An 18,281-nucleotide genomic window follows, 5' to 3' on the forward strand; every position below is an offset into this window, starting at 1 on the left:
TGACAAGACAACAGAAGGGGGATACGCAATCACCAACCTTGCAACATTATACCTCCTTGAAACAAAGAATTTGGTTTTAAAAGACATAACCATTGTTGCAGGAGCACATAGCGGAACTTCAATGGGAAAAGATCCGAAATACAGCAATGCAGTAATATACGCATATAAAACCAATTTGACAACCATCTCAAATACTACAATCGATGGCTGTTCCTGGGGTATATGGCTGCAGAACTGTGAAGATACCCTTATAGAAAACAATAACGTTAAAAATCAGGGAATAACCGGAATATTCAGTTTCCAATCCCCAAGGTCAAAAATAAAAAACAATACCGTAACAAATGCTAAAAATCATGGTATTGACGTCAGACACCAGCTAGGACCAAACGCACAAATAATCAACAACACAGTAATTGGTGCTAAAGAGGGTATTTATCTATTGCACTCCAAAGGACATGTTATAACTGGAAATACAATTATTGATTGTTCATTAAGCTCAGTTACATGTTGCGGTGCAAGCAATATCAATATATATAACAATAAATTTTATTACTCAAGAATTGGCGTTCTTTTAGGAGGAGGCGCACCTGTTGGAGGCACTTACACCGGATACAATAATGTTACAATCGGCACAAATGAATGGAAATTGGATGCATTGCCTTTCCCACCTTCATTCTGCTATTATGTAGCTGAAGCAAAAGGAGACTACGCTAGTGTAGATGCAATGATGGGCACTCACACTGACAGCAGTAAATCCAATGAAACTTATGTTGAATTTAGCGAAATTAAAGTTCCAGGACCAATTGTTATCGATTATGATACACTATTAAAGCCAACTGAAACAAATCGTACAATAACTTCAGGAATGACCAATGCTCAAATTCAGGAAGTCATCAACGGAATGAACAACGGAGACACCTTAATATTTGAAAAGAATGCAGCATTTGAAAACATAACCCTTTACATTGAAAAAAGCATTAAAGTAATTGGAAATAATGCAACTTTAATAAGCTATAACTCCGCTTCACTTGATTTGGTTCCTGAAAGAGTAAAAAATAAAACCAATGAAGGAGGATTTGGAATTACATATTCTGCAGTATTATACTGCCTGAACGCTTCAAGCATTGTCGTAAGCGATTTGAACATTAAATGCATGTATCCTGGATATGACTCCACAAGCGGAATAAACCAGAATTTAAGGGAATACTGCACCGCAGGCATTTATTCCATACTCAGTCCAAACCTTACAATTACCAACTGTAATGTTGAAGGTGCCTCCTGGGGTATGTTCATCGGTGAAAGGCAACAAGGACGTCCTAATGCATTAATTACAAATAACAAAGTAAGCAATCAATACACAACAGGTATCATATGTTTCGGATCTGCAAATTCAATCATTGCAAACAATACAATTACAAATGCCGTAAACCACGGTATTGATGTAAGATTCAACCAAGGGAAAAATGTCACTGTTTACAACAACACAATCACCGGTTCCAAAGATGGAATCTACCTTTTACATTCCTCCGGACACAAGGTTTATGGAAATACAATCAAACAGTCAAAAATAAGTTCAATAACATGTTACGGATCCAACAACATCTGCATATTCAACAATACTTTAATGGGAAGCAGAATTGCAATTATGCTCGGTGGAAATGGAGGACTAAACCCTTATTATAACATTACCATCGGCAAAAATTCATTCACTCCGGACAAATTGCCGTTCCCACCTACATTTGAATATTTCCTTGTGCAGTCAGAAAGCAGATATTATCCGACTGAAGCCAATCCAGCACCTTTCGAAGGAACCTACTACGACTCACAAAAGGTTAACCTAGTCGCAAACAATGTCACTTTGGAAAGCAATAAAAACGGCACATTTGAAATTACCTTAAAAGACAGCAAAGGCAATGCCATTGCAAATAAAACCGGTTCAATCAGCATTGGTGAAACAGTATATTCCATCAAAACAGATGCCAACGGTAAAGCTTCCATTGAATTAAGTTTACCTACAGGCAATTACACTGCAAAGGCATATACTGTAAGTGATTACTACAATAAGGCAGGAAACGCAATCGCTACCATTACTGTTAAAGATGCTCCTGCGCCTACACCTGCACCTGCGCCTGAACCTGCTAAAGTAACCAAAAAAGCTGTCAAAATAACTGCTAAAAAGAAAACTTTCAAAGCCAAAGCCAAAAATAAAAAGTATACCATTACTTTAAAGGCAGCTAACAAAGCTATTAAAGGACTTAAAGTTACCTTAAAAGTTAAAGGAAAAACATACAAAGCAACTACCAACGCTAAAGGTAAAGCAACCTTCAATCTTAAAAAGTTAACTAAAAAAGGTAAATATTCAGCAGTTATCAAATTCAAAGGAACTGGCCTTTACAAGGCAGCAACCAAAAAAGTGAAAATAACAGTTAAAAAATAGAAGAGATTAAAGTCTCTTCTTAAATTTTCTTTTTTTAAAATTAAAATCAGTAATAATTTTTTCTGTGGTCGACAACGGTGTAAATGACAAACAGTCCTATTATTATCAGGACTATCGGAGGAAATACGGCCGTAATAATCGCTGGGATTATGCCCAAACTAACCAATAGCCACAAAACACCATAGATTACAATTATAGCTCCACATACGATTACAACCTTATAGAGCATATCCCTAATATCCGGAACGTCAAACATCGGCATTTGAATCACTATAACTCTTTGGTACCGTCATCAGTTCCTATAATAACCTTATCAACCATCTGTGAAAAGATTCCGTTTTCCACAACACCCGGAATCATATTCAAGTCGATTTCAAGGTGTGCGGGAGATTCAATTTTTTCAAACTTGGCGTCGATTACAAAGTTTCCATTGTCGGTGATTACAGGACCGTCCTTTCTTTGGGCCATCCTTATCTCACAGGCAGCTCCCATATCTTCAAGCTCCTTAATAACCATTCTGGATGCATCCGGAAGCACTTCAACAGGAACAGGGAAATTTCCCAATTCATCAACGACTTTGGATTCGTCAACTATAACTATGAATTTGTCTGCTGCATAATCAACAATCTTTTCTTTAGTGTGGGCAGCTCCCCCACCCTTAATGAGATTGAATTCGGAGTCGACTTCATCTGCCCCGTCAACGGACAGGTCAATGTCATGCTCTTCCAAGGTGGTTATTGGAATGTTCCATTCCTTGGCCTTCAGCAATGATTGGAAGGATGTCGGAATTCCCATCACGTTTATTCCTTCATCTCTGATTCTCATGCCCACCTTTTCAATGAAAAAGTGTGTGGTTGAACCTGTTCCAAGCCCTAAGACCATTCCATCTTCGACATATTCTGCAGCTTTGTATCCTGCATTCATTTTAGAAGAACTATTGCTACTAGTATCTTTCATTTAAATCACAAATCCTAAAGTTAAGTTATTAAGTTTTAAGCCTTTCTTGCATTCCCCTTTATGTTTTCCATTGTTTTCCAATACTATGCACTTGTCCTTTTCAAACAGTCCTTCAGGGAAACACAAATCATGATAATCACAGTTTTCGTCACAGTCAGGAGCATCATATGTAAATGTTGATCCTTCAAAAATGTTTTTTGAAGTGGTTAGTATTTCTATTTCAGCTCTGTCAACTTCAACAGGAATTACTTTGCCTTCAGCATGGATAGGACAGTTCTGTTCATTTTCCTTTACTTCAGTTACAACGTATTTCCTGTTCTTCTCCAAGTTTCCGATACAGGATGACTTAAATCTGCAGTCTTCACATTCCTTGGCAGGACCTAGAAAAACAAATTCTTGACCTTTTTTTGCTAAATCTATACCTATCAGTGTTATCATTAAATCACCTCTGTTTTATAAGCCAATTCATAAGCAGCTTCTTTTGAAATTCCATTGTCTCCTAAAATAGTATATCTTTCAGGTCTGATTTCATGAGCCATCATCAATGCTTCAATAATATCCTCTTCAGCAATGTTCAATTCTTTTGCAGTGGTTGGAGCATCTACAGCCTTTAGGGAGTCTCTTATTGCTTTCCAATCCCCTCCGTGAAGATACATCATCATGATTGTTCCAACACCGCACTGCTCGCCGTGAAGTGCAGGCTTGTCCAAAATCTTGTCAAGAGAATGTGAGAACATGTGCTCAGAACCGCTTGCAGGCCTTGATGAACCGGCAATGCTTATTGCCATTCCTCCGCTGAAGAGCGATTTCATGACGATTCTTGCACTAGGCTCAAGATTAGGTTTGATGTTGGCAATGTTGTCGGTAATCAGGTGGGCTGACATTATTGACAATGCCGCAGCAGACTCTGAAAACGATTCATTCTTCAACCTATGGGCCAATTCCCAATCCTTGATGGCAGTAAAGTTTGCAATCAGGTCTGCACATCCTGCCGCCAAGAGTCTGAATGGAGACTGTGCAAGAATTTCGGAATCCGCAATGACCGCTATTGGCGAGTGGGCGGTTGCTGATATTGAAGTGTTAGGGTTTTTGATTGATGCCATAGGAGATACAATACCGTCATGAGAAGCAGTTGTTGGCATGGATACAAAATAGACGCCCTGATTATATGAAGATAACTTCGCCACATCAATAACCTTTCCACCGCCAACGCCTAAAACTGTGGTGTCAGGAGTGATTAATTCTTCAACTTCAGATATTGATTCATAGGATGCTCTGTCAACTTTGATTACATCAAATTCAATATCTTCCTTTTCAAGGCTTTCCATTACAGGTTTTGCACCGATATCATAGGTATGGGCACCTGTAACGATTAGAATCTTTTTATCCAAATGCAAAGATCTGCAAATCTCACCGGTGTCTTTAATAATACCCGGATCAATGTAAACTTCACGAGGCATTTGTATTTTCCTGTTGCTCATAATATCTCCTAAAATTAATTATACAATGATATATATGTCAACAGTAATTATAAATAACTTTTCTTTAAATAACTTTAATACTTATTAAAAACAGATAATTTAATATTATAAAAAATTATTTTAGGTGATATGGTGGAAAATTTTGACGAATGGTTTCATGACATTTTAGAACAAGCGGACATAACTGATTCAAGATATCCCATTAAGGGAATGGCGGTTTGGAGACCATACGGTTTTCAAATAAGAAAACATTCAATGAACATTATTAAAAAGCTGCTGGACAAGGACCATGATGAGGTACTGTTCCCCATGCTTGTTCCTGAAACTGAACTTGCAAAGGAAGGGATACATGTTAAGGGATTTGAAGATGAAGTGTACTGGGTTACAAAAGGTGGACAGACTGAATTGAACGAACAGCTGGCCTTAAGGCCAACCAGTGAAACCGCAATATATCCTATGTATTCATTATGGATCAGAACACATATTGACTTGCCAATCAAAATGTATCAGATTGTAAACACTTTCAGATACGAAACAAAACATACCCGACCTTTAATCAGAGTTAGAGAAATCACTACCTTTAAGGAAGCCCATACCGCTCATGCAACAAAAAAGGAATCCGATGAGCAGATTCAGGACTTCATTGAAATGTATAAGGAATTCTTCGACGATTTGGGAATTCCATATTTGATTTCCAGAAGACCTGAATGGGACAAGTTCCCCGGTTCAGACTATACAATGGCCTTTGATGTCATAATGCCAAACGGAAAAACCCTGCAGATTGGTACAATCCACAATCTGGGTCAGACCTTTGCAAAGACTTTTGACATTACCTTTGAAGACAAGGACGGAGAACACAAATTGGTTTATCAGACCTGTGCAGGAGTATCCGACAGAGTCATCGCATCAGTCATTGGAATTCATGGAGATGAAACAGGATTGCGCCTACCACCGAAAGTATCACCGAATCAGGTCACCATCATTCCAATCTTATTCAAGAAAGGAAAAGAGGAAGTTCTTGCAAAATGCTCACAAATCAAAGAACAATTGGAGGAAAAAGGCATAAGAGTTCAGCTGGATGACAGGGACATCAGGCCGGGTAAAAAATTCAACGACTGGGAACTGAAGGGAACACCTGTCAAGCTTGAACTTGGACCAAGAGACCTTGAAAACAATATCACCGTTGCAATGAGACGTGACGAAGGAGAAAAGATTGAAATTCAATTGGATGACGATTTAGTGGATAATGTTATTGACTTACTGGACAAATCTTCTGAAAACCTCTCTGCACAGGCATGGGATTTCCAAGAGGAACATGTCAAATTCGCCAATACCCTTGATGAAATTCCAGAACTAGTGGAATCAGGAAATGTCGTCAAGTTCTACTGGTGCGGAGATGAGGACGTCGGCCATGAAATTGAAGAAAAAACAGGCTATGACGTTTTAGGCATTCAGGAAGAGGTGTCTGAAGGCAAATGTATAGCCAGTGGAAAAGATGCCAAATACATTGCGTTAATTGCCAAAACATACTAGTGATAATATGGACAACATTTATGCGATAATTCCAGTAACCACATTCAAAAATGCAAAAACAAGGCTTTCTCCATTTTTATCTGCAGAAGAGAGGGAAAATCTTTTAAAAGCCATGCTTCGGGACGTAACCGATACCTTAAAAAAGCATGTGGATAAAATTTTCATCATTAGCCGTGACGAAGATGTGTTAAGCTATGCGGAAAGTTTGAATGTGAATACAATTCAGGAAAATGACAATTCAAACCTGAACAAGGCACTTACACAGGCAATGAAAATATGCAAAGGAAAAACAAGAAAGGTAATTATAGTTCCTTCAGACATTCCATTGATTGGCAAAACAAATGTTCAGATGCTGATTGACGCATCCAAAAGTCTGGATTTCATCATTGTCCCGTCAAAAGGCGGCGGAACCAACATGATAATTATGAAACCTATGGCCATCCGCACAAGATATGAAGGATTCAGTTATGAAGAGCACCTTCAGGCTGCAGAAAGGAAAAAACTCAATCCGCAGGTCCATGATTCATTTTTCATGGCATTGGATGTCAATACAACTGAAGATTTGGGTGAAATCATGATTCACGGCAAAAAAACCCACACAAGACAATATTTGAAGGAGCTTAAGGTTAATGTTGAGTCCTTCCGTGGATCCGAACGCCTGAAAGTCACAAGAGATGATTAGATGATAGTGATGAGCATTGCAGGCGTTGACCCGTCAGGAGGCGCAGGCATTTTTGCTGATTTGAAAACATTTCAGGCCATTGGAGTTTACGGAACAGGCATCGTAACCGCACTGACATCACAAAATCCCTATGAATTTTTCTCAACCCAGCCAGTTTCACCGGAATATATTGAAGAGCAGATAGATTCCGTGATGGATGCATATGACGTGGAATTCATCAAGACAGGAATGCTATACTCACCGGAAATAATCAAACTTGTAGCTGAAAAGGTTAAAGAATATGACTTGAAAGCTGTGGTGGATCCGGTAATGGTTGCAACTTCAGGTGGAAATTTGACAAAAGAGGACATAGCCGATGCTTTCAATAAATATTTGCTTCCAAAATCAATACTGACCACACCAAACGTCAGCGAAGCCGAAAAGCTAAGCGGAATTAACATCAATAACAAAGAGGATGCCATCAAAGCAACTGAACTTATTGACTGCAACTGCTTTATCACCGGCGGGCATTTGGACGGAATTAATGTAATCAATGTCAATAATGAAATAACAGTCAAAAAACAGGATTTGATTGAAACCGAAAACCTACACGGTTCAGGATGTAATCTGTCATCTGCAATAACTGCATATTTAGCAAAAGAAAATTCTTTAATGGATTCTTGTTTTAAGGCGATGGATTATGTTTATGATGGAATAAAAAATGGAAATTATGGGACATTAATAGCTAAAATATAACTAGTCTCCCATATCTAAGTTTTCAACAATTGAGTCCTGAAGTGCGATGAATTCCTGTGAATCTCTTTTTCTCGGCCTTTCCATATCCACTTCAACAACGTTTTCAATTCTTCCAGGGTTTTTGCCCATGATGACAATTTTATCAGCCAGATATACGGCTTCATCGACATCGTGGGTTACGAAAACTATTGTGTTTTCAAATCTCTTCCAAACCCCTATGAGCTGTTCTTGAAGCTTGTGCCTATTTTGCATATCCAATGCAGAAAACGGCTCATCCATGAGAAGGATTGGTGAATGATTAAGCAGAGATCTGATAATTGCAACCCTTTGTTTCATACCACCTGAAAGTTCATGAGGATAGCTATCCTTAAAGTCAATTAAACCGACACTTGTAAGGTACCTCTCGGCCGCAGCAATATTTTCTTCCTTAGATCCCTTTTTGGTCATCTCCAAACCAAATGTCACATTCTGCAGGACAGTTAACCATGGGAACAGTGAATATTGCTGAAAAATTACAGCCCTGTCTCCGGATGGCTTATCCACCTTATCGCCATTGGCAATGATTTCGCCAGAGCTAGGCTGGTCAAGACCTGCGATTAATCTTAATAGAGTGGTTTTTCCACATCCTGAAGGCCCTAAAAGACAAACAAATTCCCCATCATCAATATGTAGATTAATGCCTTCTAAAACTGATAGATTGTCTGTTTTTTTACTTTTAAAAGATTTATTAATATTTTTTACTTCAATTGACACATTAACACCTACCAGAATATCCTATTTTGGATTTTAGTAAATATATAATCAAAAATAATACCTATTAACCCAATATCTAACATACCAACAACTGTTGTACCTGGATCAAACAGACTGGTTGCTGTCAAAATCATATAACCTAAACCGCTGCTTGAACCAACCATTTCGGCTGAAATGGTACACATCAAAGCAATACCGATTCCAACTTTCAAACCTGAAACAATATATGGGACTGTTGAAGGCAGGATTACCCTTTTCAAAACGTTCCAATCGCTTGCACCCAATGTTTGAGCTGATTCAATTAAAACCTTGTCAGTTCTTTTAACTCCATCAATTGTATAGACCAATATCGGGAATACGCAACCCATAAAAATAATGAAAACCGCCGGAAACATTCCTATTCCAAACCAAAGAATTGAAAATGGAATCCATGCAACAGGAGGAATTGGCCTTAATACACTGATTACCAAAGTTGCAATGTCTTCCAGAGTCTTATACCATCCAAGAAGGATTCCTAAAGGAATGGCAACAACAGCAGCTAAAATCAAACCGGCAAATACCTTATATAAAGTATCAAGAGTGTTTGTTAGAAGCTTTCCATTTAATATTAACTCCCAGGCGGATTGACAGACTGTTATCGGACCCGGAAGGATGTATGGATTGACGATGCCCCATCCTTCGGTAATAAGATACCAGAAGATGATTATGCAGATTGGCAAAATCAATGGAACAAACTTATTCTTATAATTATCAAACATTAAATCACTTAATCAAATATTTTTTTATACATATTAAATTATGTTTTAATGGTATAAAAACTTTAGAAAAAATACTCCCATGTAAAAAATTACAATAACATTTATATTTTAAAAATTTTAATTATGAATATAGGTGAAAAATTGAACATTCACAAAAAGTTTTTCTCAAAAATAGGGGCAAATTACCTGATACTTGGCATAATGGCAATAGTACTTCAGATAATCATAGTCAACATCATTTCCTTGATAAATCCGGAATATCTGCACGACATAAACATAGTGACTGTAATATCATCACTATGCAATTATATCCTTCCGTTTCCAATCTTCTATTGGCTTATGAAAAAACTGGATGACGTTGAAATCGAAAAGGCAGGCATCAGTGTAAAAACATTCATACTTTACACTGGAATCACCATAACATTAATGTGGATTGGAAACATGGCCGGTTTGATTATTACAATGCTTTTAAGCGGTGCAATGCAAAGCGATATTGCAAATCCGGTTCAGCAATTAATCAACAGCGCCGACATTTGGATTAATCTGTTGGTAATCAGCATATTCGCTCCGATATGTGAGGAAATCCTTTTCAGGAAATTTTTAATTGACAGAACAATAAAGTATGGTGCAAAGGTATCAATAATATTGTCCGCAGTGCTCTTTGCATTTTTCCACGGAAACCTGAACCAGTTCTTCTATGCATTCCTGATGGGAGGGTTTTTCGCATATGTCTACATCAGGACCGGAAAGATAACCTACACCATAATCCTGCATGCAATTGTAAACTTTATGGGATCAGTCATGAGCCTAATCCTTGCCAATTCAGTTTCAAATATCCAAATAAACCCAAATCCTATTGATGCATTGATAATACTAGGATATGTTGCAATCATATTAATTTCTTTAATAATTGGACTTTATGGACTTACCAAAATTAAAAAGGCAAGATTTAATGGTGCAAAAACACAAATCAATTTGAAAAATCCGTTTAAAACAGTGTATTTAAATATAGGAATGATTTTGTTTATCCTGTTTTTTATAGGTGAGATGGTCTATCAGATTTTAGGTTAAATATTATATAACACAGAATGCTAAAAAAAATAAGAGAAGAATTAAGCCTTATCTTCTCTTTCCTCTTCGATAGCTTCGACAACACTGTTTAAGATTTGAAGTGATTTGGAAAATGCAGGCATACCTGAAGTCAAAAGAACTACCCTCAAGACATCAACGATTTCGTCTTTTGTAATGCCCAATACTTCAATGGCACTTCTCATCTGTTTTTTGGTAGCTCTTGGGTCAGCACGTGAAGCGGTAATTCCAATAGCAATCAGTTTTTGGGTTTTATAGTCAATGACCTTGCCTTCCCATACAGTGCTGTTCAAATCAGACACCAACTCATATAAATCAGGATATTCCCCTTCAAGTTCCCTAATTCCTTTTCCGTAATATACATCTCCTTTCATATAATCTCTCTCCAAAATAATTTTAATTAATTAATGATTTAATTTTTAAGTTATATATAAATAGCTATCCCCACTAGTAATTACAGCCACATTTCTCCAGAAATTGAATTTGAACTTCATCCAACTTTTAAGAAGTTGAGGATTCCCGATTATTTAACATGCTTTTTAGTGAGCGAAATGTTATTATTTTCGAGCGGATACCTGCGTATCGCAGGCCGTGACAATCCCTTACAGGGGTTGTTTTTATTATTTTTTTCCAGGATTAATCTTAATCATTCTTTTTTTAGATATTATCCACTCATTTTAGTTTAAACAATCATTTACCCAGTTAATGAAATTGCTGGTGGAACTACCAGTTCTTTCAGCCCGAATATGTCCCTGATCCCAAACTGTTGAAAAATCAACATTATCCTTGCCGACTTTATTTAAAACAGCCAAATATAAATTAACATCAACGCAGAGTGAAGTGTCTCCCTGTTCGATTCCAGTATTTATTCTCCAGTAATTGGCCACATCCGAGCTTCCTGCACCCTCATAATAATCACATAGATAATACATTGGATTGTACATGTTCACACGAGTTTCCATGCTGTTGTTTAAGCTGTCTTTTGAAGCCAAATCAGCGCGATATTCTTTAGCGTAATTTTTTGGGTAATCACTGTATTTGGAGTATTTTTTACTGTTGTTGTTAAGCAGATCGCCTAGCGTTTTATCGAAATGTGACGGCCCTTTTGCATCAAGGGCGAACAATTCGTTTTCAATTTGGGATCGATTCAACAAATCAAAAGCCGGTACTGGTCGAGAGGGATTTTTGCAATGTTTTACAAATGCTTCAAGACTGGCTATTTTAGCAGTATTTGTACTTGAATCATACTTAATCCAATTATCTTTTCCATTAAGGGAATTTATGTAGTCTTTTGCGGTTTTATAAGTTGTTGATGAATCTGAAACATTGCTTTTAGTTGGCATTTCACCATCATCCGATTGTGCATTACCGTCCATACCTTCAATAGCATCAGAACTTGAGGTATATGGAAATGTTGTATCATTTAAAAAATTGTTCAATGACTCTTCAGTGACACCTAACATATAATCGTAGTAGCTGCCTGAAGCATAAACTCCCTCTTTACTTTCTTTAAGTGTAAGTGTGTTTCCGTTTGGATCTTTGAGGCCTAAATCATTGATGTAAACGGCATATTCTTCTGCCAAGTCATTGCTTAAGGCGCCTGCAAATGTATTTGAACTTCTTACATACTGTCCCATATTCCATTCGTATGCCTCATTAGCAGTATCAAAATTTGTTATTGGACACCAGCACATTGAACCTTCAATGGCATCTGATAACCTATTTCCATTTTTATCAACCATTGCAGCACCAATATCCTCAAGATACTGATTATATAATTCACTGTTTCCGGAAGCGCCCAGTATTGCAGATTGAGCTCCTCCTCCACTATGTCCAAAGGCAAATATTTTCTCATTGTTTCCAGGCAGTACATCACCGTTAAACCTATAATAAGTTATGGCGGATTTCAGGTCAACCACTCCATCAGGTGCTTCTGCATTGTCTTTTCCCCTGCATCCCGCATCCAGATAAATGAAACCCTCATCAGTATAGGCCTTAACTTTATCTGCCTTGTAGCGGGTAGGTGCGGCGCATGCAGAATAACGTGGAGTATCTATAGGCATTACAATAGGTGCAGAACCGGCAGTGTAGTTTCCAACATTTGCACTTTCATTAATCTTACAGATATATTTTCCATTTGAAATTTTAGTTCCCTCAAAGTATTTGCCGGGCACATATATTCCGCAGGATTCATAAGTCGCATCTTCCGGATTCATACAGTATACCAGTCCTATCTGATAATAAATATCGTTTGTTTTATCATATCGCCAATTGTCCATATTTATTGAAAGGTTATTTGATAATGCACTTGCATTATATGACGGTCCCTCACCAATATGTGAAGAATTACCCATTAAAAGAAATGCTCCCCCAATAGCCATTAGAACAATGAAAGAAATTAAAATAATTTTATATACTTTTTCCATACCTTCACCAAATAATAATAATAAATTGAAAGTAATATTTAAGTCTTTTTAATGGTTCTGCATAATATTTTACATTTATATTATTACCAATTCATTTGTTGTAATTCCTCAACAGTTAAATTCCTGTTATTTACCCCGGGAAGTTCATCAACACAGTAAATTTTTGTATTGGTTGACTTTGCTTTTTGCTTAAAAAACATGACAAATATAAAAACATACAAAATCTATAAATAAGTTTTTTAACTGAAATTTCTTTAAGAAGACTTTGGGAATGGTGTAATATGGCCAACTTTTGCATGAATTGTGGAGCTAAAATAAGAAAAGAAGATAATTTCTGCACCAACTGTGGAACAAAATTAGAAAAAGAGGATAATTTCTGCACCAACTGTGGAGCTAAAATAAGAAAAGAAGATAATTTCTGCATAAACTGCGGAGCTAAAATAGATAAATCTAATGTAAAACAAAAGAAAACTTTATTAAAATCAGTCAACGACAGTATAGAAAAAGAGAGAGAAAGAATAGCTGAAGAGAAAAAAGAAAAAAAGAAAAAATTAAAAACAATTGATAAAATATTCGAATCAGAAGAAATCAAATCAGAAATAAGAAAAAACAATATTAGCCCACAATATGTAATTTCCATTAAAGAAAATCTAAAAGATAAACTAATCAATAAAAAGGAAGAAAGAAGTGAGGAAGAACTTAAATACATCATAAAAAAAGAATTAAAAAAAACTAACAAAGAACAAAAAAACGTTAGAATCACAAAAGAAAAAGAAATGAATGGTAAAATAGAAAAGAATAAAACAGTTGGCGGCAACTATTGTGATTTGAAATGCAGACACTGCTACGAAGAATTTATGGACAGTGGAGGCGGCATTGTTGGTGATTTTGATAGTGAAGGGTATACTGAATATTATTGTCATTTAGGACATTCCTTATCCTTTGGAAAGTTTTGTGAAGATTATGAATTATAATTGAACTTCACTGCCATTTAGAGGAAGGGATTGACAAACCAAAAAAATATATTTTATTTTGGAAATTTTTACTAACCTATATATTATAAGAGAGGAATTTTTAGAATTGAGAAGAGCGCCAGATTAATCTTTTGTGATGCTAAAAAATCATTATGGTTCAACTACTTTAAATAATAAACTTTTTAGCATTTTAACCTCTTCATCACTCATATTTTTTGTTACTTTCATTTCCCAATCATTAATTAATTTGATTAACTCATCCGTTTTTTCAGTTCCCCGTGAAGTTAATTCGACAATTTTTTTACGCCTGTTTGTCGGATCTTCGCATCGAGTCAGATATCCTTTATCTTCAAATTTCCTTAAAAGCTTAGCAGTATATCCTTCACTGACTCTAAACAGTTCTACCAATTCCTTTTGCGTAGTTTCTTCACTATATCTAATCCTTATTAGAAACGGCAGTTCAGCAACAGTAATGTCAGGGTCATCCAATGTTTCTTTAACATATTTTGTATAATCAGCAATCATTTCTTCGACATAGTGATATATGAATATATTTTGTGAATTTTCCTTTTTGAATTGAGCAGGTAACGTCATTTTTATGCCTCACTTGGATATTTGTATGTTCTGATAGATAACAGTATTAAATCGATAATCATCACCACAACAGCTGCAATCATTACATACTGGACACCCATTCCAGCAACTACTGCTCCGGCGATGGTTGTTCCTAAAGTGACTCCGACATTTCCCATACTTAAGAATATTCCATTTGCGAATTCAGGAGCGTCGGGTGCTGCTGAAACCATCCAGTATTGGGAAATATCATTACCAATACCCGCAAGCAGTCCCCAAAAAATCATAAAGACAATCATTGGTATCTTAGCGCCTCCGAATATGAATATTCCAACCACCAACATTGAAAAGATTATTGGAAATGATAAAACCGTTTTATTTGTTTGGGAATTTAATAATTTGGCTCCAAGCCAGTTTCCGACAATTGATGCAACTCCATAAATAAACAGTACAATGCTTAATTCAGTTCCGAATATGTTAGTTAATGAATTTAGAAATTCTGAAATGTATGAATATGCAGTATACATGCCTCCATTTAAGAATATAACTCCTAAAACAGATATTATAAATACTCCTGTTGTTGCTACTTTAATTTGATTTCCATAGGATTGTTCCTTACCCGGCAGGCTTGGGAAAAATATTATTGTAGCTATCAATGCCAGGAATGTAACCAGACTGAACCACAGCATTGAAAATTGATATCCGAAGTTTGTTGCAACAAATGTTGTTATCGGAACTCCTACAATCATCCCCGCTGACACTCCCATAATTACCTTGCTTACCGCATCCTGCGCTTTTTCTGGTTCCACTATTTCTGCGGCAACCGTCAATGCCAATCCACAATAAATCGGATGGAAAATTGCAGGTATTATTCTGCAGATCAATGCAATATTAAAATCACTTACAAATGCTCCGATTGTTGAAAATAATGTAAAAATCCCCAAAACCAAAATGAAACTTTTTTTTCTGTCAAATTTTGAAAATACAAGAGGCATGAATATCCCACATATTGCAATAGTCAGTGCAAACAAGCTCACGAACAAGCCTGCCTGTGTGATATCTACATTAAAATATTGCGCAATTTGAGGCAATATCCCCACCACTCCCATTTCAGTACTCAATACTCCAAATGTACCGAACATCATGATATAAATTATCAAATTTTCATTTTTCATGTTAATCCCATATACTTTCATAAGATAACTCTTTCATTAGGAAAGATAAATATTAATTTGATTTTAATATTATTTAAAACTTCTGATGAAAATTATTTTAGGACTTTCAAAATGTTACTCATGATTTCATTTTACTATCCATTAAAAAACATCATATCCGATAATCATCAAGTCTGATTTCAGTGAGTTTTACTTTTCACCTAAAAATACTGCACAAACAATATTTCACACACTAGATTTAGATCATGGCTTTCCCACATATTCATGATAAAAACAAAATAGTTAAATATAGTAAATGACATAACATTAGTATTGAATTTTTGTAAAAAAATTTTTTCATATGGGCCCGTAGCTCAGTCTGGCAGAGCACTTGGCTCTTAACCTTGTTGTCGCGGGTTCAATTCCCGTCGGGCCCATTTTCTAGTTTTGAAGAAATTGGTTTAATGAATTTAGATTAACCTATAAAATGTTATAATTGTTAATTTTTAAATATTTTAACCTGTTTTGTCTTATTTTTCTGAATCAGCCTTTAATTAAACGACTATTTTATATCTGACTGTTTTTTCGCTTCACCAGAAATTTTCAAAAAACTATATAACACAACAATGAGAAAAAACAATTATGGAATATTGAAATTATAAATATATCAATAATTAAGACATGACTAAATGTCACTAACAAAAATGGAGGACAAATAAACTATGAATGAAACAATAAAGGAACACTCATGGATTCCGCTAATAGTGGTGGCTTTTGCTTCTTTTATTATAGCTTTGGACTCTACATTCATGAATGTAAGTATTACCCAGCTTGTTGATGATTTGCATACTAATGTGAATACCATCAAATGATCATGACATTTTATACCCTCTTCAATGCGGCGTTCATGCTGCTTAGTGCCAAACTTCAGGATATAGTCGGTAAAAAGAAACTGTTTTTAATCGGTGCGGTACTTTATGGTATCGGCACATCGATTGCGGCAATAAGTTCCAGCGATACAATGTTATTTATCGGATGGGCAGTGATAGAAGGTATTGCCGGGGCATTAATGCTGCCCGCCACCGTTTCCATTGTAAGCGGAACCTATTCCGGCGAAAGACGTACGGCCGGTTTGGCAATAGTTGGCGTTATGGGTGCGGTTGCATCTGCTGTCGGTCCGCTTTTCGGAGGAGTGATGACAACATTTTTAAGTTGGAGATATGGATTTGCATGTGAATTAATAATCATTGCCTTTATTTTAATAATGCAAAAGAAAATACCTGATTTCGTACCTACAGAATCTAAAAGTGAATTGGACATTACAGGCGCCATAATCTCATTTATTGGCCTTGTTTTGTTAATCCTTGGTATTTTATCCCTATCCAAGAATACCAATACCAGCATAGCTGTAATAATTGTGGGATAATCGTTTTGGCAGCCTTTGCATGGTTTGAAAGCAGAAGAAAAAGAAATGGAAAAATACCATTGCTTGACATTGATTTATTTAAAGACAGAAACTTGCGTGTGGGCACCATTATAATGATATTATGTTATCTTATAATGGGAGGAGGATTGTTTGTAGTTTCCCTCTATCTGCAAAGCGTATTGGAATTAAATGCATTCGATACCGGTTTGGCCACACTTCCGCTGACTGTGGGATTGCTTATTTTCTCAATGCTGGCTCCGGCATTAACGGAAAAAATAAGCCACAAGAAACTCATGGCAATAGGAAGCATAATAGCAATCATTGGATGTCTGATTTTAAGCCATCAGTTCAGACTGGACACAACACCTTTAGACATTCTGCCGGGAATGTTCATATTAGGAGCAGGATTTGGTTTTATAATGGCTTTAATTGTAGATATTGCATTAGCCAATATCCCTGATGAAAGTCAAAATAACGCATCAGGCATCACATCAATCGGAGAGTCATTAGGCGAATCAATGGGTACAGCAATTATCGGAATAATTTTAGTTCTTGGAATAATGGGAGGCGTTTCTGATGCAGTCGACATGTATATCCCTGAACATTCAGGAGATGAAGCATTCGAGTCAGATGTCTATGATTACTTCCAAAATATGGACAGTGTAGACACTGTTAAAGAGAACAGCACTGTTGAAAACATTTTAGACACCATTACTCGGGAGTCCATGGGATTCATAATGATAGTGACGGCCATACTGATGGCAATTATTTTTGTTCTGATAGTGCGGCTGAAAGATATGAAAATTTAAATGAGAGATCATCTCTCATTTACCTTATTTTAATATTTAGGCTACCAAAAACAAGTATGAAACAACTTTAAGAAAACTCATCACCAATCATTTAAAAAAAAAAGGCTTTGTAGAAATCCTATTTGATTTTTGCAAAAATTTTTTAAAAATTTATTTTTATTTCTATTTTTACTTATAATCTATTAAAATTGTCTGATTATTGTGTATTAAGATTTACACTTGAAATTTCACATTGATTAGAAAAAATAAGTAATATATAATTATATATAGTAAAATGGAGAATAAATATTAATATGAAACGCGAAAATACCTATTCTCCAATTAGTTGTTTGTTTTTAAAGCAATTAAATCTTTCGGATTTTGGTTTTGAAAAGCCTGCACTCAAAAAAATCAAGGAAATTAACAAGGACATTAAGCCAAATAAACTGTTGAAATTCATTAAATATGTGTTTAAATACTCAAAAATCGTGTTAAATAAGTATTCAAGCCATTTT

General features: G+C 35.9%; 20 protein-coding genes and 1 tRNA gene. 11 read left to right on the forward strand and 10 right to left on the reverse strand.

Annotated elements, in window-relative coordinates:
* Positions 1-2,437 (forward strand): right-handed parallel beta-helix repeat-containing protein (locus tag QZ138_RS08850; protein ID WP_292888698.1); only part of this gene is annotated, 2,437 nt, incomplete at its 5' end.
* Between the two features lie 46 nt (positions 2,438-2,483).
* Here the strand turns inward: QZ138_RS08850 and QZ138_RS08855 are convergent.
* Genes QZ138_RS08855 through QZ138_RS08870 form a run of 4 tightly spaced genes read right to left on the reverse strand, consistent with a single transcriptional unit; the run spans position 2,484 to position 4,875 of the window.
* Positions 2,484-2,699: a hypothetical protein gene (locus tag QZ138_RS08855; protein WP_292600226.1), complete on the reverse strand. Its 216-nt coding sequence runs from the start codon at positions 2,697-2,699 to the stop codon at positions 2,484-2,486.
* 8 nt (positions 2,700-2,707) lie between these two features.
* On the reverse strand, positions 2,708-3,394 hold the full coding sequence (gene rpiA, locus QZ138_RS08860; protein ID WP_292888699.1) for a ribose-5-phosphate isomerase RpiA: 687 nt from the start codon (positions 3,392-3,394) through the stop codon (positions 2,708-2,710).
* Positions 3,395-3,832 (reverse strand): UPF0179 family protein, encoded by a 438-nt coding sequence (locus QZ138_RS08865; protein ID WP_292600230.1) that lies wholly within the window; start codon positions 3,830-3,832, stop codon positions 3,395-3,397.
* A complete protein-coding gene (locus QZ138_RS08870) occupies positions 3,832-4,875 on the reverse strand; it encodes an NAD(P)-dependent glycerol-1-phosphate dehydrogenase (protein ID WP_292888700.1) in 1,044 nt (347 codons plus the stop codon). Before QZ138_RS08870 ends, QZ138_RS08865 begins: the two co-directional genes overlap by 1 nt.
* Before the next feature lie 129 nt (positions 4,876-5,004).
* On the opposite strand from QZ138_RS08870, the gene proS reads away from it, so the two are divergent.
* Genes proS through thiD form a run of 3 tightly spaced genes read left to right on the forward strand, consistent with a single transcriptional unit; the run spans position 5,005 to position 7,825 of the window.
* A complete protein-coding gene (gene proS / locus QZ138_RS08875) occupies positions 5,005-6,408 on the forward strand; it encodes a proline--tRNA ligase (RefSeq protein WP_292888701.1) in 1,404 nt (467 codons plus the stop codon).
* 7 nt (positions 6,409-6,415) lie between these two features.
* The gene (gene cofC / locus QZ138_RS08880; protein ID WP_292888702.1) at positions 6,416-7,090 is read left to right on the forward strand and encodes a 2-phospho-L-lactate guanylyltransferase; all 675 of its coding nucleotides are present in this window, start codon (positions 6,416-6,418) and stop codon (positions 7,088-7,090) included.
* Positions 7,091-7,825 (forward strand): bifunctional hydroxymethylpyrimidine kinase/phosphomethylpyrimidine kinase, encoded by a 735-nt coding sequence (gene thiD / locus QZ138_RS08885; RefSeq protein WP_292888703.1) that lies wholly within the window; start codon positions 7,091-7,093, stop codon positions 7,823-7,825. It begins immediately after the preceding gene.
* Here the strand turns inward: thiD and QZ138_RS08890 are convergent, their stop codons facing one another.
* Together QZ138_RS08890 and QZ138_RS08895 are read right to left on the reverse strand one after the other, a co-directional pair.
* Positions 7,826-8,578: an ABC transporter ATP-binding protein gene (locus QZ138_RS08890; protein WP_292888704.1), complete on the reverse strand. Its 753-nt coding sequence runs from the start codon at positions 8,576-8,578 to the stop codon at positions 7,826-7,828.
* Positions 8,579-8,586: 8 nt separating this feature from the next.
* Positions 8,587-9,336, reverse strand: coding sequence for an ABC transporter permease (locus QZ138_RS08895; RefSeq protein ID WP_292600241.1), 750 nt, complete (start codon positions 9,334-9,336; stop codon positions 8,587-8,589).
* A gap of 141 nt (positions 9,337-9,477) precedes the next feature.
* Between QZ138_RS08895 and QZ138_RS08900 the strand changes: the two genes are divergently transcribed.
* Positions 9,478-10,407, forward strand: coding sequence for a CPBP family intramembrane glutamic endopeptidase (locus QZ138_RS08900; protein WP_292888705.1), 930 nt, complete (start codon positions 9,478-9,480; stop codon positions 10,405-10,407).
* 41 nt (positions 10,408-10,448) lie between these two features.
* Here the strand turns inward: QZ138_RS08900 and QZ138_RS08905 are convergent, their stop codons facing one another.
* Positions 10,449-10,799, reverse strand: a complete 351-nt coding sequence (locus QZ138_RS08905; RefSeq protein ID WP_292600245.1) for a carboxymuconolactone decarboxylase family protein — start codon at positions 10,797-10,799, stop codon at positions 10,449-10,451.
* Between the two features lie 303 nt (positions 10,800-11,102).
* Complete coding sequence (locus tag QZ138_RS08910) at positions 11,103-12,851, reverse strand: subtype A tannase (protein ID WP_292888706.1); 1,749 nt, start codon at positions 12,849-12,851, stop codon at positions 11,103-11,105.
* 296 nt (positions 12,852-13,147) lie between these two features.
* Here QZ138_RS08910 and QZ138_RS08915 point away from each other — a divergent pair, with 296 nt between their 5' ends.
* On the forward strand, positions 13,148-13,825 hold the full coding sequence (locus tag QZ138_RS08915) for a zinc ribbon domain-containing protein (protein WP_292888707.1): 678 nt from the start codon (positions 13,148-13,150) through the stop codon (positions 13,823-13,825).
* Between the two features lie 150 nt (positions 13,826-13,975).
* Here QZ138_RS08915 and QZ138_RS08920 read toward each other — a convergent pair whose 3' ends face one another.
* Both QZ138_RS08920 and QZ138_RS08925 read right to left on the reverse strand, forming a co-directional pair.
* Positions 13,976-14,419, reverse strand: coding sequence for a MarR family winged helix-turn-helix transcriptional regulator (locus QZ138_RS08920; protein ID WP_292888708.1), 444 nt, complete (start codon positions 14,417-14,419; stop codon positions 13,976-13,978).
* Between the two features lie 2 nt (positions 14,420-14,421).
* Complete coding sequence (locus QZ138_RS08925) at positions 14,422-15,573, reverse strand: MFS transporter (RefSeq protein ID WP_292888709.1); 1,152 nt, start codon at positions 15,571-15,573, stop codon at positions 14,422-14,424.
* 342 nt (positions 15,574-15,915) lie between these two features.
* Here QZ138_RS08925 and QZ138_RS08930 point away from each other — a divergent pair.
* The 5 genes from QZ138_RS08930 to QZ138_RS08950 form a co-directional block, all read left to right on the forward strand.
* A tRNA-Lys gene (locus QZ138_RS08930) sits at positions 15,916-15,989 on the forward strand.
* A 285-nt stretch (positions 15,990-16,274) separates the two neighbouring features.
* Positions 16,275-16,424 (forward strand): hypothetical protein, encoded by a 150-nt coding sequence (locus QZ138_RS08935; RefSeq protein ID WP_292888710.1) that lies wholly within the window; start codon positions 16,275-16,277, stop codon positions 16,422-16,424.
* Between the two features lie 2 nt (positions 16,425-16,426).
* Entirely contained in the window at positions 16,427-16,978 is a 552-nt protein-coding gene (locus QZ138_RS08940) for an MFS transporter (protein WP_292888711.1), read from the forward strand.
* A 5-nt stretch (positions 16,979-16,983) separates the two neighbouring features.
* Entirely contained in the window at positions 16,984-17,787 is an 804-nt protein-coding gene (locus QZ138_RS08945; RefSeq protein WP_292888712.1) for an MFS transporter, read from the forward strand.
* 293 nt (positions 17,788-18,080) lie between these two features.
* On the forward strand, positions 18,081-18,281 hold a 201-nt coding region (locus QZ138_RS08950), incomplete at its 3' end, for a hypothetical protein (RefSeq protein WP_292888713.1).

It is taken from the genome of Methanobrevibacter sp. UBA212, assembly GCF_905233225.1.
Lineage (GTDB): Archaea > Methanobacteriota > Methanobacteria > Methanobacteriales > Methanobacteriaceae > Methanocatella.

Excerpts from the sequence above, each read along its gene's own strand:
- QZ138_RS08910 (WP_292888706.1), bottom strand. The coding sequence starts at position 12,851 with ATGGAAAAAGTATATAAAATTATTTTAATTTCTTTCATTGTTCTAATG.
- QZ138_RS08855 (WP_292600226.1), bottom strand. The coding sequence starts at position 2,699 with ATGCCGATGTTTGACGTTCCGGATATTAGGGATATGCTCTATAAGGTT.
- QZ138_RS08870 (WP_292888700.1), bottom strand. The coding sequence starts at position 4,875 with ATGAGCAACAGGAAAATACAAATGCCTCGTGAAGTTTACATTGATCCG.
- QZ138_RS08940 (WP_292888711.1), top strand. The coding sequence starts at position 16,427 with ATGACATTTTATACCCTCTTCAATGCGGCGTTCATGCTGCTTAGTGCC.
- thiD (WP_292888703.1), top strand. The coding sequence starts at position 7,091 with ATGATAGTGATGAGCATTGCAGGCGTTGACCCGTCAGGAGGCGCAGGC.
- QZ138_RS08925 (WP_292888709.1), bottom strand. The coding sequence starts at position 15,573 with ATGAAAAATGAAAATTTGATAATTTATATCATGATGTTCGGTACATTT.
- QZ138_RS08920 (WP_292888708.1), bottom strand. The coding sequence starts at position 14,419 with ATGACGTTACCTGCTCAATTCAAAAAGGAAAATTCACAAAATATATTC.
- QZ138_RS08915 (WP_292888707.1), top strand. The coding sequence starts at position 13,148 with ATGAATTGTGGAGCTAAAATAAGAAAAGAAGATAATTTCTGCACCAAC.
- QZ138_RS08905 (WP_292600245.1), bottom strand. The coding sequence starts at position 10,799 with ATGAAAGGAGATGTATATTACGGAAAAGGAATTAGGGAACTTGAAGGG.
- rpiA (WP_292888699.1), bottom strand. The coding sequence starts at position 3,394 with ATGAAAGATACTAGTAGCAATAGTTCTTCTAAAATGAATGCAGGATAC.
- cofC (WP_292888702.1), top strand. The coding sequence starts at position 6,416 with ATGGACAACATTTATGCGATAATTCCAGTAACCACATTCAAAAATGCA.
- QZ138_RS08865 (WP_292600230.1), bottom strand. The coding sequence starts at position 3,832 with ATGATAACACTGATAGGTATAGATTTAGCAAAAAAAGGTCAAGAATTT.
- QZ138_RS08895 (WP_292600241.1), bottom strand. The coding sequence starts at position 9,336 with ATGTTTGATAATTATAAGAATAAGTTTGTTCCATTGATTTTGCCAATC.
- QZ138_RS08935 (WP_292888710.1), top strand. The coding sequence starts at position 16,275 with ATGAATGAAACAATAAAGGAACACTCATGGATTCCGCTAATAGTGGTG.
- proS (WP_292888701.1), top strand. The coding sequence starts at position 5,005 with ATGGTGGAAAATTTTGACGAATGGTTTCATGACATTTTAGAACAAGCG.